Here is a 22,560-nt window from a genome sequence, read left to right as displayed (position 1 = left end):
TTCTCACGCCGCCACCTTCTCACCCGTCTGGCTTTGCGCCTTCGTGGCGATCTGGCTTTGCGCTTTGGTGGTGATGAACACGCCGGCAGTGATGATGGCAGCGCCCGCCCAGGTCAGCAATTGATAGTGCTCGCCGAGAAAGATCGTCCCGGCGAACAATCCGACCGCAGCCGCGACATAGCCGATCTGGCTGAGATAGACCGGGCCGCCGACCGCCTGCAGCCGGAAGAAGAAGGCGAACATCGCCGCGGCTGACGCGACCTGCCCGACGACCACCAGCGGCACGCCGCCGAGCAGGGCGAGCGAACCGCCGCCCTGCAGCGTGAAGATGCCGCAAAGAAGCAGCGCAGCCGATGCCAGATGGCTGCCGACGGCAAGCTCGATCGGTCCGGTCCCTTCGGGCCAGTCGACCGTGCGGTAGATGTTGCCGGCGGCAAGGCTGACCGGGATGAGCAGCCCCACCGCCACCCAGAAAAATTCGGCCGGCTGGCCAGCCTCGCCGCGCGTCACCGCCACCATGACAGCACCGAGGAAGCCGACGGCAATGCCGACGATACCAAGCAAATTGGGACGCCGAACGCCAAGCAGGATCGAAAACACCAGTGTAACCACCGGCGACAGCGTGAACATGATACCGGTGTAGCCGGCGCCGAGATGCGGAATGGCCGAGAACATCAAGAGATTGGGGAAGGCATAGGACACCGCCGCGGTGACGAAGAAATAACGCAGTCTGTGCAGGGTGAGCCGGATGCGTTGTCCGCGCAGCAGCAAGGCGCACAAAAGCACGCTGCCGGCGCCGAGCGAGATGACGAGGGCCCAGACCATGGCCGAAACACCGGCCGCCGTTGCGATCTTGCCGAACGGCAGCGTCAGGCCGAGCAGGCCGCCGGTGACGACCAAAAGGCCGAGCGCTGAATCCCAGAGAAATTTCATAACGAACCTATTGTCTTTGCGGCTCTTGGCCAGCACTGTGTCTTGAGGTAAGATAATGCAAAGATTCTTAACGTCAAGATATTTAACGGTGATATAGATGGATCGCGCCGCGAAGGCCATCGAGCAGTGGAAACGAGAGCGGCCGGATTTGGATGTCTCTCCGATGGCCGTCCTTGGACGGCTGAACGAAGCCTCGTCGCTGATAGCACGAGAACGCCTCGCTCCGCTGTTTGCGCGTTTCGGTTTGCAGTCCGGGGAATTCGATGTGCTGGCGACGCTGCGCCGTTCCGGACCACCTTACGCGCTGACGCCAACCGCTCTCTACGAAGCGACGATGGTGACGTCGGGCGCCATGACCAACCGGCTCGACCGGCTCGAAAAGTCAGGATTGATCATGCGCGGGCCGCATCCCAACGATCGGCGCGGGGTTGTCGTGCAGCTGACCGAAAAAGGTCTGGCATTGGTCGATGAGGCTGTCGCCGCCCACGTCGCCAACGAACACGAGATACTTTCCGGTCTGACGCGCGCCGAACAAGAGACGCTTGCTCGCCTGCTTGAGAAATTGATCGGCAGCGTAACCTAGCCAGTCAGTTGCGGTCGTCGGGGAAACTTGGGATCGGCATGAATTCGACGCCGTCCTCGGCCAGGCTCTTGGCCTCCTCCAGCGTCGCCTCGCCATAGATGCCGCGCGGATCGCTCTCGCCGAAATGGATCTTGCGCGCCTCCTCGGCAAACTTGTCGCCGACATAGTCGGCGTTCTCGCGCACCTTCTCGGCCATCGCCTTCAATTGCGCCAGCGCCTGCTTCTGGGCCGCGCCCATGGCGAGCGCGATCTTCTCTCGGCTGCGCCCGGTGGAGAGGGCCGGTGCCATCAACGCCTTCTCTATTTTGTGCGAGCCGCAGGTCGGGCAGTCGACGAAGCCACGCTTCTTCTGGGTGTCGAAATCGTCGTTGCTGCGAAACCAGCCTTCGAATTCATGCTCGTGGTCACAGATCAGTGAAAAGCGAATCAAGACGCCGCACCCCTGAGACTTTGCGCCTCGACCGGAGTGGCGTTCACGGCGAAGTCGCGTGAATTTTTCAGATTTGGGATTTTCTTGCGGGCAGCGACCGACTGCGCCGGGTCGATCTCGGCGATGATCACGGCCGGCTGGTCATGTGCCGCTTCGGCGACGATGCGGCCCCACGGATCGACGATCAGCGAATGGCCATAGGTCTCGCGGCCGTCCTCGTGCAGTCCGCCTTGCGCCGCGGCGACGACATAGGCACCGTTCTCGATGGCGCGCGCCCGCAGCAGCACATGCCAGTGCGCCTCGCCGGTCTGGCGGGTGAAGGCGGCGGGCACCGAAAGCAGGTCGGCGCCGGCCAGCGCCTCGGCGCGGAAGAGCTGCGGAAAGCGCAGATCGTAGCAGACGGCGAAACCCAGCCTCGCCCCATCGATCCCGGCGCCGCTGATCTCGGTGACGACGGCCTCGGTGCCTGGCTCATAGGCGGCGGATTCGCGCCAGCTTTCGCCATTGTCGAGATCAACGTCGAACATGTGGATCTTGTCGTAGATGGCCAGTGTCGCGCCATCCGGCCCAAACAAAAGCGCACGGTTGGCGAGTTTGCCGTCGGCGCGCAGGATGGCGGTCGAGCCGATATGCAGGAAGACGCCAAGTTCTTTCGCCAGCTTGCGCGAGGTCGAGACGATGATGTCCTTGTCCTCGGACGTGAACGAGGCGGCCCGCGCCTGGCTGTCGCGGATCAGCGCACCGGTCATTTCCGGTGACTGGATATAGGTCGCACCCTGGCCCGCGGCCTCGCGCACCAGGCGCTCCAGATCGACCGCGTTGCGCTCGGGGCTGGTGCCCGAACGCATCTGGATCGCCGCCGCCTTGAAAGTACCCATCGTCATATCCTCAATTCGTCGAGCCATTGGCGAGCAGACGGTCCAGCCGGCCCTCCGCCTCCAGTTCGTGGAGATCGTCGGAGCCGCCGACATGGGTATCGCCGATGAATATCTGCGGAAAGGTCGAGCGGCCATTCGCACGGGAAATCATTTCCCGGCGCAGTTCCGGCGAGAAGGAGGCGTCGTGCTCGGTGTAGGCAACGCCCTTGCGCTCGAGCAGCCGCTTGGCCGCCACGCAATAGCCGCACATCATCCGTGTATAGATCGTCACGTCGACCATCGGTCAGCAATCCTGCCTTTCTTCAATCTATATAGTCGCGGACTCGTCGGCCCGAAAGTCCCCCGGCAGCACGCGCGCAAAGGTCAGCACGTCGACGGTCCCGGCACCGCCCTTCTTCAGCGCCTTGGCGACCGCGCGGACAGTGGCGCCGGTGGTATAGACATCGTCGATCAAGAGCACCCGGCGGCCGGCGATCTCGATCTCGGCCTCCTCCGGCACTCTGAAGGCGGCACGCACATTCTCCTCGCGTTCCCGCCGCTCCAGCCCGACCTGCTGGCGGGTGAGTTTGACGCGCCTGACCGCCGAGGGCGCAAAAGGCAGGCCACCAAGTTGCGATACCGCCCTTGCCAGTTCCGCCGACTGGTTGAACTGGCGCCTGAAAAAACGCCGCCAGTGCAGCGGCACCGGCACGACCACATCGGCCTCCGCGATCAGTTCGGCACCGGCGCGCAGCATCCAGCGCGCCATCCACGGCGCCAGGTCAGTGCGATCCTGGTATTTCAGCCCTTGCACCATCTGGCGGGCGACACCGGAATAAGCGACCGCGGCCCGCGCGCGCTCGAAGGGCGGCGGGTCGGCGATCGCCTCGGCCGACAGAAACCCCTCGCCCATGTGATGGATGAACGGCGTGCCCATCACCGGGCACCATGGCCGCTCCAGAAGCCTGAGCTTCGGCCAGCAGGCGCCGCACAGCACGCCGGGCTGCGAGACATGCCGTCGGCAGCCGGCGCAAACCGGCGGAAACAGGATGCGCGCCGGCCAGTCCAATGCCTTTCGAGCGGTACTCTTGATATCTGGCATTGGATCGGCCACGTGGTTGCTCCTCCGCCACCCTATATCAGACAGCGGAAACCAGGAACCGTCAGTTGCAACCTATAGTCGACACTTCTCTCTGGCTGGCGCACAAGCGCCGGGCGCTCGCCCGACCGACTGCCGGCGCGGATTTCCTGATGCGGCGGGTGGCCGAGGAGCTTGCCGAGCGGCTGGGCGCCGTCGAGCGCAAATTCGACAGAGCGGCCGTGCTGTTTTGCCAGACGCCGGCGGCGGTCGACGTGCTCGCGACAAGCGGCAAGGTGACGGACATCATACGCGTGGAGGCGGACGCTATGTTCCTGGGCGATGCCGCCGGACTGGTGGCGCCGCTGGAGACCGTGCCATTCGAGCCGGAAAGCCTCGACCTCGCGGTGTCTCTTTTGTCCCTTCAGGCAATGAACGACATTCCCGGCATGCTGGTTCAGATCCGCCGCGCGCTGAAGCCGGACGGTCTTTTCCTCGGCGCTTTTGCCGGCGCCGGTACGCTTTCCGAGCTGCGCGAAAGCCTCCTCGCGGCCGAGACCGAGCTTTACGGCGGCGCCAGCCCGCGCGTCATCCCGTTCACCGACGTGCGCGACGCCGGCGCGCTTTTGCAACGCGCCGGCCTGGCCTTGCCCGTCGCCGATGTCGAGACGGTGACGGTGCGCTACGATTCTCTGTTCGGCCTGATGGCGGACCTGCGGGCGATGGGCGAGACCAGCGCGCTCATCGACCGCAGCAGGCGACCGGGCACACGAAGGCTGTTTGCCCGCGTCGCCGAAATCTACGCCGAGCGGTTTTCGGATGCCGATGGTCGCGTCAGGGCGAGTTTTCCGATCGTCTGGATGTCAGGCTGGGCGCCCGACGCCTCGCAGCAAAAACCGCTGAAGCCCGGCTCGGCGAAAATATCGCTGAAGACGATACTGGAAGATCCCGGCGGGCGTTGACCGGATTCTACGGATGCGGCTGGCCGGCCGTGATCACTGCGCGAAAGCGTTCACAAGCTTGCTGGAATTGTCGCTGAACAGCCACGCCATTGCGTCTGCGGCCTGGCCGATGCCGCCTATGATGGCAAGCGACAGCACGGTCACGATCAGCCCATATTCGATGGCCGTCGCGCCGGTCTTGTCTTCCAAAAATCGTTGCAGCACTGTTTTCATGACCGTCGATCCCGCTTGCCGGAACCCTAGCGTCGACCTGTTAAGAAAGGTTAACGGCACAGGCTTAACAGGCGATGAAACGCCCGCTTTAAACCATCTCAGCAGTCGCCGCTGCGCTTGCCATTGTCGCGTATCACGCAGATCGAACTGGGCAGCGGCTGCAGCACGCTCCTGCGCAGCGTGTAGGTAACACGACGGCCGATCGAGCCTGTGCTTCCAATCGAGCCTGTGCTCCCGACCGATCCTGTGCTCATGCCGTCGAGGCCGCCGGCAAAATGGTCGCGGGCGGACTGCAATCGCGTCCGGCTGTCGAGGAAGGGCGTCGCGATCAAGGCCAGCGCCACCGCGGCCGAGCCGAACAGCAGCGTGATCCGCAATATGCCCATGCCGGCATGGACAGCGCTGAAGCTGCGGTCGGGTCGGATCGATTCCCAGTCCCTGTCGAGGCTCATGCAGCCGCCCTCCGGCGAAGGCCTGAACACGGCCTTCCCTTCGATTTTCCATGCCGTCAATTTCTCACAGCGAGATAAATCTTCCATTAACGCTGTCTAAATCGGGCAGTGACGGCACAATCACAGAAGATCGATGAGGAACTGGATCAGCGGCGCGTCGGCCGGCGGCATCGGAAAATCGCGCATCTGGCGCGGCCGCACCCATTTCAGCACCTGCCCCTCCTTCGGCCGCGCAATGCCGCGGAAGCGACGGCAGACGAACAGCGGCATCAGCAGGTGAAAATCATCGTAGGAATGGCTGGCGAAAGTGAACGGCGCCAGGCAGGGAATATCGGTCTCGATGCCGATCTCCTCGTACAACTCACGGATGAGGCATTCTTCCGGCGTCTCGCCGGGCTCGACCTTGCCGCCCGGAAACTCCCACAGGCCGGCGAGTTGCTTGCCTTCGGGCCGCTGCGCCAAAAGCACGCGGCCGTCGGTATCGACCAGCGCGCAGGCTGCGACCAGGAGCAGGCGCTTGCCGACAGGGTTCCGGCCGGTCATGCGCCGGGCGGCCGGCGATAATGGTAACGATAGACTTCGTCGAACCCGAGCGAACGATAAAGCGCCAGCGCCGGCGCATTGTCGGCCTCGACCTGCAGCCAGGCTTCCCGGGCGCCGCGCAGCCGTGCCCATTTCAGCGCCGACAGGATGAGGTGGCGGCCGTGGCCCTGGTTGCGTACCGATCTGTCGGTGGCGATCTCGAACAGCCCGGCAAGATCGCCATCGTGGACGCAGATCAGCGTCGCCAGCGGTTCGGTGCCCTTTTCAAGCGCGAACAGCCCGGCTTCCGGCTGGATGGCGCCGATGATCTCCGACAGGCCCGGCCGCAGCGACACATCCGAGCCGCTTACCTTGAGCGACGCGCCGATGAAGCGGCTGATGTCCTTCAGCGGGATCTGGTCCATGGCAGCGTCCAGCTGGGCGTCTGCCAGCGGCAGCCGCATCACCAGCGATTCGTCGAATGTGCTCCAGCCTTCGGCGTCGAGATGTTTGGAAAGGACCGGCCCCGACAGCGGCGATATGCGGAAGGTCAGCGGCCTGCCATAGGCGTCGAAACGGCGGCTGGCGCGGCCAATGCGCTCGGCAATGTGCTGGATGTCGCCCGGATCGAGCGGGTTGACCGAATTCAGCCGCTTGGCCGGATGACCCGCCGTCAGCCGCACCACCCAGGTGCCGTCATAATGGACCGCCGCCGCCGGCCAGGCGCGAAAGCCGGCCGCCTCATAGCGGCGCACGATGGCAAGCACGCTTGCCGGATGTCTGGAAACCAACGCCATCAGCTCCGATAATCGCCGTTGATGGCGACATACTCCTTGGTGAGGTCGCAAGTCCACACCGTCGCCTTGCCGCGGCCGATGCCGATATCGGCATGGATGCGGATCTCGTCGCGCTTCATGTAGGCCGATGTCGCCTCCTCGGAGTAGGCGGCGTCGCGCTCGCCCTCATGCGCCAGCCTGATATCGCCGAACCAGATCGACAGAAGGTCGCGGTCGGCCGGTTCACCGGCCTTGCCGATGGCCATGACGACGCGACCCCAATTGGCGTCCTCGCCGGCCACCGCCGTCTTGACCAGCGGCGAATTGGCGATCGACAGCGCGATGCGCTTGGCCGAGCGGGCCGATTTCGCGCCGGTGACGGTGACCTCGACCTGTTTTCGCGCGCCCTCGCCGTCGCGCACCACTTGCAGCGCCAGCGATTTCAGCACCTTGCCGAGCCCGCGGCGGAAGGCGCCGAGGCGCGCATCCCCGGCATCGGTGACGTCAGGCACGCCGCGCCTGGATGCCGTGCCGGTGGCGAACATCAGCAGCGTGTCGCTGGTCGAGGTGTCGCTGTCGACGGTGACCGCATTGAAGGTCTTGGCCGTGCCGCGCGACAAAAGATCCTGCAGCACGGGGGCTGCGATCGGCGCATCGGTGGCGATGAAGGAGAGCATCGTCGCCATGTCGGGCGCGATCATGCCGGCGCCCTTGGCAATGCCGTTGATGGTGACGTCGGCGTCGCCGAGTTTTACCGTCGCGGTCGCCAGTTTCGGATAGGTGTCCGTTGTCATGATCGCCTTGGCGGCTTCGGTCCACAGATCCGGCCTGCCCTCCTTGACCAGTCCGGCGAGCAGGTGGCTGAACTTGCCGGCATCCAGCGGCTCGCCGATGACGCCGGTCGAGGCCAGAAACACCTCGTCCGGCGTACAGCCCGCAGCCTTGGCTGCAGCCTCGCCGGTCATTGCCGTGGAGGCTCGGCCCTTGTTGCCGGTGAAGGCATTGGCGTTGCCGGAATTGACGACCAGGACGCGCGCCTTGCCTTGCGCAAGATTCTGCCGGCAGAAATCGACCGGCGCCGACGGACATTTCGACCTGGTGAACACGCCGGCGACCGTGGTGCCGGCATCGAAGACCATGGCGAGCAGGTCGGTGCGGTTCTTGTACTTTATCCCGGCCTCGGCAGTGGCGATGCGGACGCCCTCGATGTCAGGCATTTTAGGATATTTTTTCGGCGCGAGCGGCGAAATCGTGGCTGACATGAAGACCTCGGGCGGGAAAATCGCAAGCGGAACGCCGGTTTGCCCGATAGCGGGCGCCGGCGCAAGGGCGTTTTCCCGACCGTTGCGGACGACACCGAACTGCCGCACCACGCTTACCTCACTGGGCAGGATTGAGGAACCGTCGGAACATCTTCTGCACGCCCGGAATGAGCCCCCAGATCATGATCGCGACCATCAGCGGCGCGATGACCAGCGTGCGCTGCCATATCTCCCACTCTTCGGTCAGCGGGAACAGGATGGCGGTGATCAGCGGATAGACGCCGGCAAGCACCAGCAGCGCAAAGCGGAGGCGCGAGAAGCGGGCGGCGGTCGAGGTCATTGGCCTTCTCCTTATCGTTACGAAGCGTTCCGTTATATAAAACGGACCGTTCCGTTTCGTCAAGAGAGGTCGTATATGCATGTTGAGGAAACTGCCGATAAGGAAAAAAGCAGATGGCTGAGGACGCAGATCGGACCCGCAAATCAATTGGCGCGCGACGCAACCCCGACAGCGCCGACGCCATTCTCGACGCCGCCGAGGCGGTGCTGGTCGAGGCCGGTTATTCCGGCTTCTCGATCGAAGCGGTGGCGCGGCGGGCGCGTGCGGGAAAGCCTACGATCTATCGCTGGTGGCCGAGCAAGGCCGCTTTGCTGTTCGACGTCTATCAGCGGCTAAAGCGCGTCGAAAATCCCGATACCGGAAACCTCGAGGATGATCTCGTCGGCTTCCTGAAGAACCTGTTCTCGCACTGGCATGACACGTCGTCAGGCAGCGTCTTCAGATCGCTGATCGCCGAGGCGCAGTCGGATGCGACCGTGGCCGCCGTGCTTGTCGAATACACCAAAGGACGCCATGCCCATACCGGCCAGATGATCGAGCGCGCCAAGGCAAGAGGCGAAGTGGCGGCCGACGTCGATGCCACGCTCGTCGCCGACCTGGTCGCCTCCTTTGCCTGGACGCATCTTTTGACCAATCGCCTCGACGAAGACGAAACGACGCTGCGCAAGGCGGTTGGATATGTGGTGAAGGGCATAGCCGCTGACGATGCCGGCTCGCTCGACGCCGCGGCGGTCCGGCGGAGGCGTCGACGCATCGTAGGATAGGGCGATCTCGGCGCCGCGCTTCTTCCCTTCTCCCCTTGTGGGAGAAGGTGGATTGGCGCGAAGCGCCAAGACCGAAGAGGGGTGCTGGACGGAGTGCGGTCGGTGCCAAGCGGAACACCCTCATCCGACCGAGCGGAGCCTGTCCTCGGGCTTGCCGGAGGCAAGACCCGTGGGCTCGGCCGCCTTCTCCCACAAGGGGAGAAGGGAAGTACCGACGACCCCGCCTGCCCTAGCCTCGCCCTCGCCTACTTGGTGTTTTCCAGCGCGTCGACCGTCTTCTTCAGCTTCTCGTCCGGGATCTCGACCTTGGCCTCGGCGCGCAGCGACTTGACCAGCGCGATGTATTTGTCGCGGATGACCGCCTGACGGGCCTGGTCCTTGACCTGGTCGAAGGCCGGCGGCTGCTTGGCGCGCTTGTCCTCGACCTGGATGACGTGCCAGCCGAACTGCGACTGCACCGGCTGCTCGGTGTATTTGCCGACCGCCAGCGCAAAAACCGCCTTGTCGAATTCCGGCACCATCTGGCCGGGTCCGAACCAGCCGAGATCGCCGCCGCTGGTCTTGCCGCTCGGATCGCTGGTGTGCTCGTTGGCGAGTTTCTGGAAATCGGCGCCGCCGTCGAGCTGCTTGATGATCACATCGGCCTCTTCCTTCGACTTCACGAGGATGTGACGGGCATGCACCTCGTTGGTCGGCGGCGTGTTGGCGATTTCCTGGTCGTAGCGGGCGCGAACCTCGGCATCCGTAACCTTGCCGACGACATCCTTCTCGACCATCTCGCCATGCAGCGCGCGCTGCTGCAGGAACGCCATGCGGCGCTGGAAGTCTGGATCCTTGTCGAGGCCGGTGGTGACCGCCTGGGCGGCCATGACCTTGATCTCGATCGCCGCCGAAAGTGCTGCGGCGCGGCGCTGTTCGGGCGGCATCTGCGCGAACTGCTGCGACAGCTCGCCTTCGGCAAGCGCAAGGTCTGCCTCGGTCAGCGTCTGGCCGTTGATCGTGGCGACCACGGCGTTCGGATCGACCGGCGCCGGTTGGGCGGGGGCGGCCGGTTGGGCCGGGGCTGGTTGGGCAGGCGCAGTGTCCTGCGCCATCAGTGGCGACAGCGGCAGAGCCGACAGCCCGAATGCCAGGCCGAGGCTGGCGAGCGACGCGCGGCGGAACAATAAGGACATACGATTAAACTCCAATGGGGGATAGCTAGAGCGGGATGGCTTCCAGACCAGCCGGATTGTGGCGGAATTTGGCACGGTCGTCAGGGCGAGCGCGCCGTTGACATCGATTGAGCCCCCTCTTATCTGTCCAACGACTTTGCGTCCAGAACCGTTTTCCGGGCGCTTTTTGCGTTTGTCCGCGTTTCACGTGGATTTGATGGGGCCGCCGGCACCCGTCGCAACGACTTGGAATGCTATCGAAAGGACCATTGAATGGTCAGTTTTGGCGGTCTCGCCCGTAAGGTTTTCGGCTCCTCCAACGATCGCCGGGTCAAGTCGACCCGGCCGCGCGTCGAAGCGATCAACGCCATGGAAAACGAGATGCGGGCGCTCTCCGACGCCGAGCTGACCGCCCGCACGGAAAAATTCCGCCAGGACGTCGCCAACGGCGCCAGCCTCGATGATCTCCTGGTGCCGGCCTTCGCCACCGTGCGCGAGGCGGCGCGCCGCGTGCTCGGCATGCGCCCGTTCGACGTCCAGCTGATCGGCGGCATGGTGCTGCACAATGGCGGCATCGCCGAAATGCGCACCGGCGAGGGCAAGACGCTTGTCGCCACGCTGCCGGTCTATCTCAACGCGCTCGCCGGCAAGGGCGTCCATGTCGTCACCGTCAACGACTATCTTGCCACGCGCGACTCCGAATGGATGGGCCGCGTCTACAAATTCCTCGGCCTTAGCGTCGGCGTCATCGTTCATGGCCTGTCCGACGAGGAACGCAAAGCCGCCTACGCCGCCGACGTCACCTACGCCACCAACAACGAGCTCGGCTTCGACTATCTGCGCGACAACATGAAATACGAGCGCGCCCAGATGGTGCAGCGCGGCCACAGCTACGCGATCGTCGATGAGGTCGATTCCATCCTGGTCGACGAGGCGCGCACGCCGCTAATCATTTCCGGTCCGCTCGAGGACCGTTCGGAAATGTACAACACCATCGATGCTTTCATGCTGAAGCTCGAGCCGGCCGACTACGAGATCGACGAGAAGCAGAAGACCTCGATCTTCACCGAGGAAGGCACCGAGAAGCTGGAAAACCTTTTGCGCGACGCCGACCTGCTCAAGGGCGAGTCGCTCTACGACGTCGAGAACGTCGCCATCGTCCACCACGTCAACAATGCGCTGAAGGCGCACCAGCTGTTCCAGAAGGACAAGGACTATATCGTGCGCAACGGCGAGATCGTCATCATCGACGAATTCACCGGCCGCATGATGCCCGGCCGCCGCTATTCGGAAGGCCTGCACCAGGCGCTCGAAGCCAAGGAGCATGTGGCGATCCAGCCGGAGAACCAGACGCTCGCCTCCGTCACCTTCCAGAACTATTTCCGCCTCTACAAGAAGCTCGCCGGCATGACCGGCACGGCGCTGACCGAGGCCGAGGAATTCGGCAACATCTACAATCTCGACGTCACCGAGATCCCGACCAATCTGCCGGTCATCCGCATTGACGAGGACGACGAGGTCTACCGGACCGTCGAGGAGAAGTACAAGGCGATCGTCAAGGAGATCAAGGAAGCCCGCGAAAAAGGCCAGCCGACGCTGGTCGGCACGACCTCGATCGAGAAATCCGAGCTGCTGGCCACGCGTCTGCGCAAGGAAGGTTTTACCGATTTCGAGGTGCTGAACGCCCGCCACCACGAGCGTGAGGCGGCGATCGTCGCCCAGGCCGGCAAACCCGGCGCCATCACCATCGCCACCAACATGGCCGGCCGCGGCACCGACATCCAGCTCGGCGGCAATGCCGACATGCGCATCGCCGAGGAGCTTGGCGACATGCCGGCCGGCCCCGAGCGCGAAGCCAGGGAAAAGGCAATCCGCGACGACGTCGCCCGGCTGAAGGAAAAGGCGCTGGCCGCCGGCGGCCTCTACGTGCTCGCCACCGAGCGCCACGAGTCGCGCCGCATCGACAACCAGTTGCGCGGCCGCTCAGGTCGCCAGGGCGATCCCGGCCGCTCAAAATTCTTCCTGTCGCTGCAGGACGATCTGATGCGCATCTTCGGCTCCGAGCGCATGGACGGCATGCTGCAGAAGCTCGGCCTCAAGGAAGACGAGGCGATCATCCACCCCTGGATCAACAAGGCGCTGGAAAAGGCGCAGAAGAAGGTCGAGGCGCGCAACTTCGACATCCGCAAGAACCTGCTGAAATATGACGACGTCTCGAACGACCAGCGCAAGGTGGTGTTCGAGCAGCGCCTTGAGCTGATGGACGGTGAAGGCCTGTCGGAGACCATTGCCGAAATGCGCGAGGGCGTCATCGACGAGATCGTCGCCAAGGCCATTCCCGAAAACGCCTATGCCGAGCAGTGGAACGTCGCCGGCCTCAAGGCCGAGGTCGCCGAATTCCTCAATCTCGACCTGCCGATCGAGGACTGGGTCAAGGAAGAGGGCATTGCCGAGGACGACATCCGCGAGCGCATCACCGAGGCCGCCGATGCCGCCGCCAAGGACCGCGCCGAGCGCTTCGGCCCCGATGTGATGACCTATGTCGAGCGCTCGGTGGTGCTGCAGACGCTCGACCATCTGTGGCGCGAGCACATCGTCAACCTCGATCATCTGCGCTCGGTCGTCGGCTTCCGCGGCTATGCCCAGCGCGACCCGCTGCAGGAATACAAGGGCGAGGCGTTCGAGCTGTTCCAGGCGATGCTGGGCAATCTGCGCCAGGCCGTCACCGCACAATTGATGCGCGTCGAGCTGGTCCGCCAGGCCGCCGAAGCGCCGCCGCCCGAGACGCCCGACATGTTCGGCAGCCATCTCGACGGCACCACCGGCGAGGACGATTTCGGCGAGACCGGGCTTCTGGTCCGCCAGGAGACCCACGCAACCGTCGCCCCCGAAAACCGCGACCCCAAGAACCCCGCCACCTGGGGCAAGGTCGGCCGCAACGAGGCCTGCCCGTGTGGTTCAGGGAAAAAGTACAAGCATTGCCATGGGGCGTTTGCGTAAGCGTCAGCTTTCCTTCTCCCCCTCCCTATACGGGGAACGCAGTCGAGGACTTCTTCGCCAAACTCTCGCGCCGGCGGCTGAAGCAGGGCGTCTTCGGCTCTGTCGTCGAGCTGCAGGCGGCGATCAATCGTTTCATAGCTGAACACAACGAGGTCGAGGCAAAGCCTTTTGTCTGGCGCGCAGGTCCGGACACCATCATCGCAAGCCGATACCGAGGATTCCAAGCGTTGGAGGCGACCGGCTAATGCTCACGCCGCGCGTTTTGGGCGGCCCGACAGGACGTGGATAACGGCGGTTTCGAGCCCGTAGCTGACGTAAGGTCAGAAAGTCAATGACTCGAGTGCACTGCCCCTATAGTCTGGTCATTGATGGTCAGCGGGAGTTGGCCCCGCAACCCTTGAGGCCCGCGCGGCGCGAAGCGGAGCAAGAATGATTCTCAGGGAGAGCAAGCAATGAGTTCATACGATTCCGACAAGGTCGCCAAACTTCATCGGGAATTGCACAGCCATCTTCCGCCTGAGCCGGCTCTTCGCCTGAAAGCACTGGAGACGGTTCTGGTCGAGAAAGGCTTTCTGGCGGCCGACGCCGTGGACAAGTGGCTCGACAACTACTCGGAAAACGTAGGTCCGATGAATGGAGCCAAGGTCATCGCGCGGGCGTGGACTGATCCCGAGTTTGCCGAACGCCTCGCGAAACATGCGGCCGAGGCGTTTTCGGAAATCGTCCCAAGCGTCGATAAGGATTACCCCCTTGTCGCAGTGTTCAACACGCCTGATGTCCACAACGTTGTCGTTTGTACCTTGTGTTCCTGCTATCCACTTGGAATCTTGGGAATGTCTCCATCTTGGTACAAGTCGACCGAGTACCGGGCGCGAGCGGTCCGCGATCCGCGCGGCGTCCTCGCCGAATTCGGAACCGACCTGCCGGAAAAGGTTGAGGTCAAGGTGTGGGACTCGACCTCAGACCGGCGGTACATGGTGGTCCCGGAGCGTCCAGAGGGGACGGACGGCTGGACCGAAGAGGACCTCGCCGGCCTCGTGACGCGCAATGCAATGATCGGGACGACGAGGGACCTGTCGCCAAAACAGGAGGCGGGGTAGTGGATACGGTACACGACCTCGGCGGCAGACAAGGGTTCAGACCGATCCCGAACGTCGCAGAAGATGACTCGGCTCTGTTTTCCGATGAATGGAAGGCGCGCACATGGGCGATCGCCATGATGTCGATGGGCAAGCTGACGACAGATCGCACGGGCTGGACGCTCGATTGGTATCGCCACGTCTTGGAAAGGCTTCCCCCGGACACCTACTTCGGCCTCGACTATTTCGAGAAATGGATTCTGGCCATGATGGTCACGTCTGTGGATGAAGGCGTCGCGGGCGTTCAGGAGTTCTTCGATGGCAGGGCCTCGAGTCGAACCTTCGAATACGAATCGCTCAGGCCTACGGCGGAGGCCCCGCCCACACGGGCAAGGTTCAAACCTGGCAACAAGGTTGTGGTACGGCGCGACATCGCCACAATGCACACGCGGCTGACGGGATATGTCCGGGGCCGGCCCGGGGTCGTCGACAGCGTGATCGGACCACAGCCTTTGCCCGACGAGAAAGCTGTCGGCACGATACGGCGCGAGCAGACATACGTCGTGCGGTTTCGCATGTCGGATCTTTGGCCTGAAGCCGGCGACAGCGCAGACAGCCTGCTGATTGACATGTGGGACAGCTATCTTGAGCCGGCCTGAGATTGCCCGTCACGCGCGGCGCCATCGCGATGGCGAACCGGTCTTCTTCGAGCAATGGCACGCTCAGGTCATTGCGATGGTCGAGCTGCTCATCGCCGATGGAAAGATCGAAGCCGAGGATTGGTCTCAGACCCTGGGCGCCGAGCTTGACCGACGGGTGACCGATACTGCTATCGACACCGACGCGACCTATTACAGCGCCTTTCTCAGCGCTTTGGAGCAGATACTGGACAGGAGCCAGTTCGCCCTACAGGCCGAGGTGGACAGACGCGAACAGGATTGGCGAAACGCCTACCTGAATACACCGCATGGCAAGCCAGTGGCCCTGGCAGATTAGTCAGCGGACCTATAACGGGCGTCACGCTGGATAGCCCGCTTTGTCCGAATTGCCGTCAGACGTGCCGAGTCCGGCGCGGGCCGCAGGTGCGGGTTTGAAGCGTCGGACTCAGACCACTAGAGTTAGATGCGAAAGCTCTCGTCAAAGACTATGCCGATCGCATTTGGTTCTGTCCGATCAACAGCGGCTGTACCAAACCCTTTCCTCACCCTCGCGGCAATTCGACTTTTCGGCGGATATCGGAATACCCGTACGAGCACTGGAAAACGAAGAGAAAGAAGGGCGAACGAGTAGTAGAGCTTGCGGTTGATTATGCTGTCGAGGACGTCGCAAAATATGTACGAGGAGTTGTCCGGATGAAAAGCACGGAAGAGACCGCGTCAATTTTCCCGGCATAGGGGCTTTCGCGGAAACGAAAGATTCGTTTTCTTACGTCTCACCTTACGGCATAGGCGCGCCGGTCGGCCGGGGCCTGTCGCATGCTCCCCGGCGTTCGCTCGCCATTCGTCATGCCACCGGCATGACGAATGCGCATCCCGCGCGCCGCGCCTCCACCTCCCCACCCAACCGTTTCTTAATTTGTTCTCGCTAGACCCAGACCCGAAAAAGAGGCGGAAAACGGAGAGTATTGGGTGCGCTTTTCCGCGGCGACGACAGCCGGGCGGTTCCTGCCGCAGCGCCTTGCGCTGCGCGTAAAGCCGCTGCTTGGCCGCATCGATGCCGTGCTGTTCACTGCCGACGAGCGCGGCGGGGCCGGCCGCATGTCGCTCATCGCCTTCTCCATCCGCATCGTCAGCGCCGTCATTGCCTTCGTCAGCCAGGTGCTGATGGCGCGCTGGATGGGCTCGTTCGAATACGGCATTTTCGTCCTCGTCTGGGTGACGATGGTCATCGTCGGCAACCTCGCCTGCCTCGGCTTCCACACCTCGGTCATCCGCTTCATTCCCGAATACCGCGAGCGCAACATGCTGGCCGAATTGCGCGGCATCGTGCTGACCGGCCGCCTGTTCGTGCTGGTTGCCTCGACGGCGATCGCCGGGCTGGGCGCGCTCGGCGTCTGGCTGCTCTCGCCGTTTATCGAAAACTACTATGTCGTGCCGTTCATTCTCGGCCTCATCTGCATGCCGATGATCGCCATGTCGGACCTGCTGCAGGGGCTGGCGCGGGCCAACTCATGGGCGCTGTTTGCGCTGGCGCCGACCTATCTGGTGCGGCCGATGCTGATCCTGGCGCTCATGGCGCTGATGCTTGTGGTCGGCTTTGCGCCCGACGCCAGGACCGCGATCTTCGCCTCGATCGCCGCCGCCTATGCCACCACGCTCGGCCAACTCATCGGCATCACCACGCGCATCGACAAAAAAATCCCGGCCGGGCCGATGAAGGTGCATTTCGCGCAGTGGTTCCTGGTGTCGCTGCCGATCTTCCTGGTCGAAGGCTTCTTCTTCCTGCTCACCAATGCCGACGTGCTGATGGTCGGCGCCTATATGGACCCCAACGACGTCGCCGTCTATTTCGCCACGGTGAAAACGCTGGCGCTGGTGCATTTCGTCTATTTCGCGGTCAAGGCGGGCGTCGCCCAGCGCTACGCGCAATTCACCCATGGCGAGCCGGAAAAGCTCGCCGCCTTCGCCCGTGAAACGGTGTCGTGGACGTTCTGGCCGTCGCTGTTGATGGCGCTGCTGGTGCTGGTGCTGGGCGAGCCGATGCTGAGCCTGTTCGGGCCTGAATTCGTTGCCGGCTATCCGCTGTTGTTCCTGCTGGTCTTCGGCGTCGTCGCCCGCGCCGCCGTCGGCCCCTGCGAAAGCCTGCTCACCATGAGCGGCAACCAGAACATCTGCGCCGCCGTCTACGCCATGACGCTGGCCTTCAACATCGGCCTCAATCTGGTGCTGATCCCGCTTTTCGGCCTGTGGGGCGCGGCGATGGCCACCGCCTTCGCCATGATCTTCGAGGCCGGCGCGCTGTCCTTCACGGTCTGGCGCAAGCTTGGCATCGTCATGGCCATTTTCGCAGCCGCTGAAGGAGCCGCGTAATGGCTGCCATCCCGTTGCTCGAGGAAACCAGCGGCGGCCCGGCCGGCGCCATGGTATCCGGCCTCGCCGGGCTCGCCCGCGAAGCCGATCCCGCCCATATCGAACTGCTGGCCAACGACCGGCCCGAGCGCAAGCTGGCGATCTACCCGGCCTCCGCCGGCTTCGACCTGGTCGAGGAACTCGACTATCTCTGCACCCGCACGATCGAGCCCAACGTCTTCTTCAACCCGCGCTTCCTGGCGCCCGCCATGCCGAGGCTGGAAGACCGCGAGGTGCGGCTGGCGGTCATCCGCGACGGCGACGAATACCGCAACCGGCTGCGCCTGCTGGTGCCGTTCTCGGTGGAGCGGCCGGCGATGCCGCTCGGTGTACGGGTCATGCGCACATGGTCGAGCCCGTTCGGCCCGATCGGCACGCCGCTGGTCGACCGTGACGATCCCGTCGGCGTCATCGAGGATTTCTTCTCGATGCTGTCGCGGCCGCATCTCAAGCTGCCGAGAGTCTTCGTGCTGCCCGACATCCGGCTCGACGGCCCGGTGGCCAGCCTGCTGGCCACCGTCGCCGAGACGCGCGGCCTGACGCTGGTCGCCACCGGCAAGGCCGAACGCCCGGTGCTCGAAAGCGAGCTCGACGGCGAGGAGTATCTGAAGGCCTCGCTGCGCTCGCACCACTATCGCGAGTTCCGCCGCCTGAAGCGCCGCCTTGCCGACCTCGGCAGGCTGGAGCATCTGGTGGCGCGCGGACCGGAAAATATCCGCCATGCCATAGAACGCTTCCTGACGCTGGAAGCAGCAGGCTGGAAAGGCCGCGAGCGCACCGCCATGGCCATCGACCGCTACCGCGCCGCCTTTGCCCGCGAGGCCGTGCACCGGCTGGCCGAACAGGATCTGTGCCGCATCCATTCGCTGACGCTCGACGACCGCACCATCGCCAGCCTGATCGTCTTTGTCGAGGCCGGCGTCGCCTACACCTGGAAAACGGCCTATGACGAGACGCTCGCCGCCTATTCGCCGGGCACGCTGTTGATGATCGAGGCGACCAGGCAGCATCTCGACGATCCCAACATCATGATGACCGATTCCTGCGCCGTGCCCGACCACCCGGTGATGAGCCGGCTATGGACGGAGCGCCGGCCGATCGGCACGCTGGTCATCGGCCTGACGCCGGACGCCGACCGCCTCGCCCGCCAGGCGGCGTCGCAGCTTCACCTCTACCGCGAAACCCGCAACATGGCGCGCCTGCTGCGCAATCGGATGATGAGTTTGTTGGGACGGCGGTAGGCTTGGCGTTCGGGGCCGATCGGCAGCGAAGGTCGACCCAACGCTGGCGATTAGCCGTAGGCCCTCCCTCCACTTCGTCATCCCAGGGCAGAGCAAGGAGCGAAGCGACGCGGCGCAGACCCTGGGATCCATTCCGTTACCTCGGCAGTGCTCCGGCGGACCAGAACCGAACGCCTGCCGCGCTCCGCGAAAAAGCTCGAACCATTCTGGATTGGTCTTCTCGATCAGTTCGATCTTCTATTGGCGCAGCCAGCGCTTCAGCGACTTCTCGCGCTGGATTGCATCACGAATGTCGAAATACTCCTCGTGCCAGACCAGACGCTGCACGCCGTAGCGGCTGGTGCAGATCGTGCCACGCTTCTGGCTCGCGGTCAGTAGGCATAGCGTCGTTCTGAGCCGTTGCATTCTTCGGCTGATGTCACGGAATGGATCCCAGGGTCTGCGCCGCGTCGCTTCGCTCATTGCTCCGCCCTGGGATGACGAAGGCGCAGGGGCTTACGGCTAATCGCAGATGTCGGAGATTGGCACTGGAGGCCGGTCGGCAGCGACCGTCGACAGTCTGTTTCAGGCTCAGTCGAAGAACCAAACCCTCTGTGGGCCTAGGTCATCAGGGTTAATTCTCCCGATCAGCGGAAAGGATTAGCATCAACCGGTCTCAACCGGGATGAGGCGATAAATTTCGGCCGCGCGACTGGCCATTTTGCGCTGCACGGCCAGAACAAAAAACTGGGAGGAATGCATGACGAAAACCACTTACCTCAGGCGTCGCAGTATTCTCGCTTTGACCGGCCTCATCGGCGCCTGCCTGACTGCGGCCACAGCTCAGGCCGCCGAGCCCGGCAAGGTCGAGATCGATGCCCTGAAACAATCGCTATCCAAGTACGAAGACTACAAGGCCGCCATCCGCGACCTCTATCTGTCGACGGTCGGATGCGTTTATTACAGCGGCGAAAAGGTGGCTGGAGCTATGGATTACCCGAAGGGCGCGATGGGCATTCATTTCGTCAACGTCGCGAGCGTCAGCCCGACACCAGATCCGGCGCGCCCCAATGTCCTTATCTATGAGCCGGTCGACGGCGGCTTGCGCCTGGTGGCCGTGGAATGGCTTGTCCCGTTGACGCCTGACACCAAGGAGCCGCCGAAACTCTTTGGACAGACGTTCCAGGGGCCGATGGAGGGGCATTATCCGCTTATTCCGGTGGAGTTCTACCATTACGATCTTCACGTCTGGCTGTTCAAGGACAACCCGCTCGGAATGTTCAGCCCGACGAACCCCGACGTGAAATGCGACAATTACGCGTTTCCGATGCCGGAGCAGCCGACCAAGATGGTGCCGGGGCCGATGTGATGGCGACCTGAGCTACGGAGCCCGATCTAATCAGGAAGGACCGGCCTGGGTCTGAATTAATGGTTATCCCAGGATCCTGGGATAACATTCAACCGAGCTTTCGGCGTCTCGGGTGGAAAATGGTGCCCCTAGCCGGCATTTTCCCACGACTTCAGCGTGTATCACCGCGTATCATATTGTCATATAGCGCAGACACTTAGCCGATTTCCTGGTGGGGGGCATTCATGGATGGACGGGGCTTCACTAATCTGTTGCTAGCGGTAATCGCCGGCGTTCTGTTGTTCGGTCGCGACGCAGTGCTAAGCGGCCTGAAAGGATTCGCCCTAGTTCCTCTGCACAGAGGATTTGACGGGTTCGATGGGTTGTAACCTGGGCAGGCTATTGGGTTCGACGAGCAGTTCAATGCTGCGCGCGAGGCCCGGTTGCCTGCGGATCAATCCCGCGCGCTCGAGGGTGAGCACCATCTGATGGACGGAAGGCGCGGTGACGCCGAAGAAGCGCTGCATGTCGCGTTCGGCCGGCGAGCGCCCGTTGAGCAGGGCGTAGGTCCAGATGAAGGCGAGATACTGCCCCTGCTTTTCGGTGAAGCGGGGTTGGGCTGGCGGCTGTCCGTCAAGTAATTGATTCATTTTCCGATTCTTCCGGAACCTCCGCAACCGAAGGAGGCTATCCAGATGAATGTACGCTATCGCGTCGATCTCGACCAACCCGAGCGCGACGAACTCACAGCGATGCTGCGCAGTGGCAAGCATCCGGCGCGCAAGCTCAAGCGGGCCCAGATCCTGCTGGCTGCCGATGCCGGCCAGAACGACGAGACCATTGCGACGACGGTGGTGGTCGGCGGCTCCACGGTCTACCGCACCAAGCGCCGCTTCGTGGAGACAGGCCTGGAGGCGGCGCTCAGCGAAGAGCCGCGTCCCGGGGCGGAGCGCAAGTTGACGGGCAAGGAGGAAGCCTTGCTGGTGGCCACCGCCTGCTCCAGTCCGCCGCCCGGCCGGGCCCGCTGGACACTGGAGCTGCTGGCCGACGCGTTCGTCAAGTTGACCGAGCATGAACAGCTGTCGCGCGAGACGGTGCGCCGTCGCTTGGCCGAGAACGACCTCAAGCCGTGGCGCAAGGACATGTGATGCATTCCCAAGATCGACGCCGAGTATGTCGCGCGCATGGAGGATGTGCTCGACCTCTACGCCGAGGCGCCAGATCCACGGCGGCCGGTCGTGTGCTTCGACGAAAGCCCCACCCAACTCATCGGCGAAGTGCGCCAGCCGATCCCGGCCGCGCCGGGAAGGCTTGCGCGCTACGACTGCGAGTACAAGCGCAACGGCACCGCCAACCTGTTCGTCTTCCTCGACGCGCAGCGCTGCTGGCGCAAGGTCAAGGTCACCAAGCGGCGCGCGGCAGAGGACTTTGCCCACTGCATGCGCGACCTTGCCGATATCCATTATCCCGATGCCGAACGTATCCGCGTCGTCCTCGACAATCTGTCGACCCACTCGCCCGCCGCGCTCTATCAGGCCTTGCCGCCATCAGAGGCGCGACGCATCCTGCGACGGCTGGAGTTCCACTACACGCCCAAGCATGCCAGCTGGCTCAACATGGTCGAGATCGAGATCGGCGTCCTGCGCAGTCAGTGCCTCGACCGCCGCATCGAAAGTCGCGACAGCCTCGTTGCCGAGGTCGCCGCTTGGGAAAACCAGCGAAACAATAGCGGCGCCCGCATCAACTGGATGTTCTCAACTGAACAGGCCCGCCTCAAATTGGCCAAAGCCTATCCAGTGCCAACCGCCAAAGAGTCATAATCACTGTGCAGAACCACTAGTCGTCTTTGCTATCGCCGTGATCTGGGGAATTCTGTCGCTTGCTGGTTACCTGATCCGCGAGGCCCTTAGGGGTTTCCGCGAAGCTAAGGACTGGGTGGAGGTCGGCGGGATCGTCTTTTTTATCGCTTTTTGCTGCATTGGACTGCCGATGCTGGCATACGGGGTTTGGCTGTGGCTCCAAGGCGTTCCAAACCCGTTGAACGCGGCTGTCGGCTCCGCCATCGGCACTGCCTGGATGGTGGTTGTGGCACTGTTCGCTGCCGGGTTCGTGGTCGCTTGTCTCCACAGAGGGTTCCGCTGGGCCAACCGCAACCGATCTGACCTCCCTGCGATAGCAAGCCATCGCCTGCGCTTGATTTTCTGGGGCTATCTCGAGTTCCTTGGCGGACCTGTGACTTTCCCGATCCGTGAGCGGCGCATCCGCTCGGCGAGGCCGGGGCCAGCCCCCCGCTTCCAGACCATCTCGATGGTCTTTGCCGCCTTCATCGGCTTAATCGTGGCCGTGATGACGGCGCTCCTTACTGTGGGCGCCATCGTGTGGGGATTGTATGGACTCGGCGTTTTCCGGTAAGGCGATTCCTACTGGGGTCGCCATACGCTTCAGTCAGACAGGCGGGCGGGAGGGAGCCAGTCCCCATTTGCGGCCCTGGGTGGGGTAGCCGTCTGGAGTGACCTTGC

24 protein-coding genes and 4 pseudogenes are annotated in these 22,560 nt (G+C 63.4%); 14 read left to right on the top strand and 14 right to left on the bottom strand.

From position 1 onward, the window contains the following. Positions 1–3 precede the first annotated feature (3 nt). On the bottom strand, positions 4–933 hold the full coding sequence (locus tag AC0NIE_RS08955) for a DMT family transporter (protein WP_473489486.1): 930 nt from the start codon (positions 931–933) through the stop codon (positions 4–6). Between the two features lie 97 nt (positions 934–1,030). On the opposite strand from AC0NIE_RS08955, the gene AC0NIE_RS08950 reads away from it, so the two are divergent. Further along, positions 1,031–1,516: a MarR family winged helix-turn-helix transcriptional regulator gene (locus AC0NIE_RS08950; RefSeq protein ID WP_473489485.1), complete on the top strand. Its 486-nt coding sequence runs from the start codon at positions 1,031–1,033 to the stop codon at positions 1,514–1,516. A 4-nt stretch (positions 1,517–1,520) separates the two neighbouring features. On the opposite strand, the gene AC0NIE_RS08945 is transcribed toward AC0NIE_RS08950, so the two are convergent. The 4 genes from AC0NIE_RS08945 to AC0NIE_RS08930 are packed head-to-tail and all read right to left on the bottom strand — an operon-like array spanning position 1,521 to position 3,917. Next, positions 1,521–1,946, bottom strand: a complete 426-nt coding sequence (locus tag AC0NIE_RS08945; protein ID WP_473489484.1) for a DUF1178 family protein — start codon at positions 1,944–1,946, stop codon at positions 1,521–1,523. Further along, a complete protein-coding gene (locus AC0NIE_RS08940; RefSeq protein WP_473489483.1) occupies positions 1,943–2,824 on the bottom strand; it encodes a carbon-nitrogen hydrolase family protein in 882 nt (293 codons plus the stop codon). Before AC0NIE_RS08940 ends, AC0NIE_RS08945 begins: the two co-directional genes overlap by 4 nt. 10 nt (positions 2,825–2,834) lie before the next feature. After that, on the bottom strand, positions 2,835–3,104 hold the full coding sequence (gene grxC, locus AC0NIE_RS08935) for a glutaredoxin 3 (RefSeq protein WP_023797293.1): 270 nt from the start codon (positions 3,102–3,104) through the stop codon (positions 2,835–2,837). Positions 3,105–3,131: 27 nt separating this feature from the next. Further along, positions 3,132–3,917 (bottom strand): ComF family protein, encoded by a 786-nt coding sequence (locus tag AC0NIE_RS08930; RefSeq protein WP_123149164.1) that lies wholly within the window; start codon positions 3,915–3,917, stop codon positions 3,132–3,134. A 53-nt stretch (positions 3,918–3,970) separates the two neighbouring features. On the opposite strand from AC0NIE_RS08930, the gene AC0NIE_RS08925 reads away from it, so the two are divergent. Beyond that, complete coding sequence (locus tag AC0NIE_RS08925) at positions 3,971–4,843, top strand: methyltransferase domain-containing protein (protein ID WP_473489482.1); 873 nt, start codon at positions 3,971–3,973, stop codon at positions 4,841–4,843. 33 nt (positions 4,844–4,876) lie between these two features. Here AC0NIE_RS08925 and AC0NIE_RS08920 read toward each other — a convergent pair whose 3' ends face one another. The 6 genes from AC0NIE_RS08920 to AC0NIE_RS08895 all read right to left on the bottom strand — a co-directional run bounded on the left by AC0NIE_RS08920 (position 4,877) and on the right by AC0NIE_RS08895 (position 8,408). Continuing rightward, positions 4,877–5,056 carry a Flp family type IVb pilin gene (locus tag AC0NIE_RS08920; RefSeq protein WP_123149166.1) on the bottom strand — a complete coding sequence of 60 codons (180 nt, stop codon included), beginning with the start codon at positions 5,054–5,056 and terminating at the stop codon, positions 4,877–4,879. 98 nt (positions 5,057–5,154) lie between these two features. Beyond that, entirely contained in the window at positions 5,155–5,508 is a 354-nt protein-coding gene (locus tag AC0NIE_RS08915) for a hypothetical protein (protein WP_473489481.1), read from the bottom strand. Between the two features lie 120 nt (positions 5,509–5,628). Continuing rightward, on the bottom strand, positions 5,629–6,051 hold the full coding sequence (locus AC0NIE_RS08910) for a (deoxy)nucleoside triphosphate pyrophosphohydrolase (RefSeq protein WP_473489480.1): 423 nt from the start codon (positions 6,049–6,051) through the stop codon (positions 5,629–5,631). Beyond that, the gene (locus AC0NIE_RS08905) at positions 6,048–6,827 is read right to left on the bottom strand and encodes a GNAT family N-acetyltransferase (RefSeq protein WP_473489479.1); all 780 of its coding nucleotides are present in this window, start codon (positions 6,825–6,827) and stop codon (positions 6,048–6,050) included. Before AC0NIE_RS08905 ends, AC0NIE_RS08910 begins: the two co-directional genes overlap by 4 nt. Continuing rightward, positions 6,827–8,068 (bottom strand): bifunctional glutamate N-acetyltransferase/amino-acid acetyltransferase ArgJ, encoded by a 1,242-nt coding sequence (gene argJ / locus AC0NIE_RS08900; RefSeq protein WP_473489478.1) that lies wholly within the window; start codon positions 8,066–8,068, stop codon positions 6,827–6,829. Before argJ ends, AC0NIE_RS08905 begins: the two co-directional genes overlap by 1 nt. 118 nt (positions 8,069–8,186) lie before the next feature. Next, positions 8,187–8,408, bottom strand: a complete 222-nt coding sequence (locus tag AC0NIE_RS08895; protein WP_473489477.1) for a hypothetical protein — start codon at positions 8,406–8,408, stop codon at positions 8,187–8,189. A gap of 113 nt (positions 8,409–8,521) precedes the next feature. On the opposite strand from AC0NIE_RS08895, the gene AC0NIE_RS08890 reads away from it, so the two are divergent. Continuing rightward, entirely contained in the window at positions 8,522–9,172 is a 651-nt protein-coding gene (locus AC0NIE_RS08890; RefSeq protein ID WP_473489476.1) for a TetR/AcrR family transcriptional regulator, read from the top strand. A 245-nt stretch (positions 9,173–9,417) separates the two neighbouring features. Here AC0NIE_RS08890 and AC0NIE_RS08885 read toward each other — a convergent pair whose 3' ends face one another. Next, positions 9,418–10,347 carry a peptidylprolyl isomerase gene (locus AC0NIE_RS08885; RefSeq protein ID WP_473489475.1) on the bottom strand — a complete coding sequence of 310 codons (930 nt, stop codon included), beginning with the start codon at positions 10,345–10,347 and terminating at the stop codon, positions 9,418–9,420. Between the two features lie 252 nt (positions 10,348–10,599). Between AC0NIE_RS08885 and secA the strand changes: the two genes are divergently transcribed. The 8 genes and pseudogenes from secA (at position 10,600) to AC0NIE_RS08845 (ending at position 18,714) form a co-directional block, all read left to right on the top strand. Beyond that, a complete protein-coding gene (gene secA, locus AC0NIE_RS08880; RefSeq protein ID WP_473489474.1) occupies positions 10,600–13,326 on the top strand; it encodes a preprotein translocase subunit SecA in 2,727 nt (908 codons plus the stop codon). Between the two features lie 35 nt (positions 13,327–13,361). Beyond that, positions 13,362–13,571: pseudogene (locus tag AC0NIE_RS08875) on the top strand (IS630 family transposase); the annotation flags it as partial. 207 nt (positions 13,572–13,778) lie between these two features. Further along, on the top strand, positions 13,779–14,426 hold the full coding sequence (gene nthA / locus AC0NIE_RS08870; RefSeq protein WP_123149173.1) for a nitrile hydratase subunit alpha: 648 nt from the start codon (positions 13,779–13,781) through the stop codon (positions 14,424–14,426). Next, complete coding sequence (locus AC0NIE_RS08865; protein ID WP_473489473.1) at positions 14,426–15,064, top strand: SH3-like domain-containing protein; 639 nt, start codon at positions 14,426–14,428, stop codon at positions 15,062–15,064. Before nthA ends, AC0NIE_RS08865 begins: the two co-directional genes overlap by 1 nt. Beyond that, entirely contained in the window at positions 15,051–15,401 is a 351-nt protein-coding gene (locus AC0NIE_RS08860; protein ID WP_473489472.1) for a hypothetical protein, read from the top strand. The genes AC0NIE_RS08865 and AC0NIE_RS08860 overlap by 14 nt, the downstream gene beginning before the upstream one ends. A 128-nt stretch (positions 15,402–15,529) precedes the next feature. Beyond that, positions 15,530–15,799 (top strand): annotated as a pseudogene (locus AC0NIE_RS08855) (DUF7002 family protein); the annotation flags it as partial. 234 nt (positions 15,800–16,033) lie between these two features. Beyond that, on the top strand, positions 16,034–17,434 hold the full coding sequence (locus tag AC0NIE_RS08850) for a lipopolysaccharide biosynthesis protein (RefSeq protein WP_473489471.1): 1,401 nt from the start codon (positions 16,034–16,036) through the stop codon (positions 17,432–17,434). Next, positions 17,434–18,714, top strand: coding sequence for a GNAT family N-acetyltransferase (locus AC0NIE_RS08845; RefSeq protein ID WP_473489470.1), 1,281 nt, complete (start codon positions 17,434–17,436; stop codon positions 18,712–18,714). Before AC0NIE_RS08850 ends, AC0NIE_RS08845 begins: the two co-directional genes overlap by 1 nt. Positions 18,715–18,954: 240 nt before the next feature. Here the strand turns inward: AC0NIE_RS08845 and AC0NIE_RS08840 are convergent. Beyond that, positions 18,955–19,119 (bottom strand): annotated as a pseudogene (locus AC0NIE_RS08840) (GIY-YIG nuclease family protein); the annotation flags it as partial. 334 nt (positions 19,120–19,453) lie between these two features. Between AC0NIE_RS08840 and AC0NIE_RS08835 the strand changes: the two are divergent. Beyond that, positions 19,454–20,062, top strand: a complete 609-nt coding sequence (locus AC0NIE_RS08835; protein ID WP_473489469.1) for a hypothetical protein — start codon at positions 19,454–19,456, stop codon at positions 20,060–20,062. 323 nt (positions 20,063–20,385) lie between these two features. Here the strand turns inward: AC0NIE_RS08835 and AC0NIE_RS08830 are convergent, their stop codons facing one another. Next, the gene (locus AC0NIE_RS08830; protein WP_473488601.1) at positions 20,386–20,691 is read right to left on the bottom strand and encodes a LexA family protein; all 306 of its coding nucleotides are present in this window, start codon (positions 20,689–20,691) and stop codon (positions 20,386–20,388) included. Between the two features lie 45 nt (positions 20,692–20,736). Here AC0NIE_RS08830 and AC0NIE_RS08825 point away from each other — a divergent pair. Together AC0NIE_RS08825 and AC0NIE_RS08820 are read left to right on the top strand one after the other, a co-directional pair. Continuing rightward, a pseudogene (locus AC0NIE_RS08825) lies at positions 20,737–21,861 on the top strand (IS630 family transposase). 37 nt (positions 21,862–21,898) lie between these two features. Then, on the top strand, positions 21,899–22,453 hold the full coding sequence (locus AC0NIE_RS08820) for a hypothetical protein (protein ID WP_474046665.1): 555 nt from the start codon (positions 21,899–21,901) through the stop codon (positions 22,451–22,453). Positions 22,454–22,560 lie beyond the last annotated feature (107 nt).

The organism is Mesorhizobium sp. WSM4842 (assembly GCF_055901575.1).
Note: the sequence above shows the minus strand (reverse complement) of the source record. Positions and strands in the feature narration are given on the sequence as shown.

Coding starts and splice junctions, on each gene's coding strand:
- AC0NIE_RS08955 (WP_473489486.1), bottom strand. CDS start 933: ATGAAATTTCTCTGGGATTCAGCGCTCGGCCTTTTGGTCGTCACCGGC.
- AC0NIE_RS08950 (WP_473489485.1), top strand. CDS start 1,031: ATGGATCGCGCCGCGAAGGCCATCGAGCAGTGGAAACGAGAGCGGCCG.
- AC0NIE_RS08940 (WP_473489483.1), bottom strand. CDS start 2,824: ATGGGTACTTTCAAGGCGGCGGCGATCCAGATGCGTTCGGGCACCAGC.
- grxC (WP_023797293.1), bottom strand. CDS start 3,104: ATGGTCGACGTGACGATCTATACACGGATGATGTGCGGCTATTGCGTG.
- AC0NIE_RS08920 (WP_123149166.1), bottom strand. CDS start 5,056: ATGAAAACAGTGCTGCAACGATTTTTGGAAGACAAGACCGGCGCGACG.
- AC0NIE_RS08915 (WP_473489481.1), bottom strand. CDS start 5,508: ATGAGCCTCGACAGGGACTGGGAATCGATCCGACCCGACCGCAGCTTC.
- AC0NIE_RS08910 (WP_473489480.1), bottom strand. CDS start 6,051: ATGACCGGCCGGAACCCTGTCGGCAAGCGCCTGCTCCTGGTCGCAGCC.
- AC0NIE_RS08905 (WP_473489479.1), bottom strand. CDS start 6,827: ATGGCGTTGGTTTCCAGACATCCGGCAAGCGTGCTTGCCATCGTGCGC.
- argJ (WP_473489478.1), bottom strand. CDS start 8,068: ATGTCAGCCACGATTTCGCCGCTCGCGCCGAAAAAATATCCTAAAATG.
- AC0NIE_RS08895 (WP_473489477.1), bottom strand. CDS start 8,408: ATGACCTCGACCGCCGCCCGCTTCTCGCGCCTCCGCTTTGCGCTGCTG.
- AC0NIE_RS08890 (WP_473489476.1), top strand. CDS start 8,522: ATGGCTGAGGACGCAGATCGGACCCGCAAATCAATTGGCGCGCGACGC.
- AC0NIE_RS08885 (WP_473489475.1), bottom strand. CDS start 10,347: ATGTCCTTATTGTTCCGCCGCGCGTCGCTCGCCAGCCTCGGCCTGGCA.
- secA (WP_473489474.1), top strand. CDS start 10,600: ATGGTCAGTTTTGGCGGTCTCGCCCGTAAGGTTTTCGGCTCCTCCAAC.
- nthA (WP_123149173.1), top strand. CDS start 13,779: ATGAGTTCATACGATTCCGACAAGGTCGCCAAACTTCATCGGGAATTG.
- AC0NIE_RS08845 (WP_473489470.1), top strand. CDS start 17,434: ATGGCTGCCATCCCGTTGCTCGAGGAAACCAGCGGCGGCCCGGCCGGC.
- AC0NIE_RS08835 (WP_473489469.1), top strand. CDS start 19,454: ATGACGAAAACCACTTACCTCAGGCGTCGCAGTATTCTCGCTTTGACC.
- AC0NIE_RS08830 (WP_473488601.1), bottom strand. CDS start 20,691: ATGAATCAATTACTTGACGGACAGCCGCCAGCCCAACCCCGCTTCACC.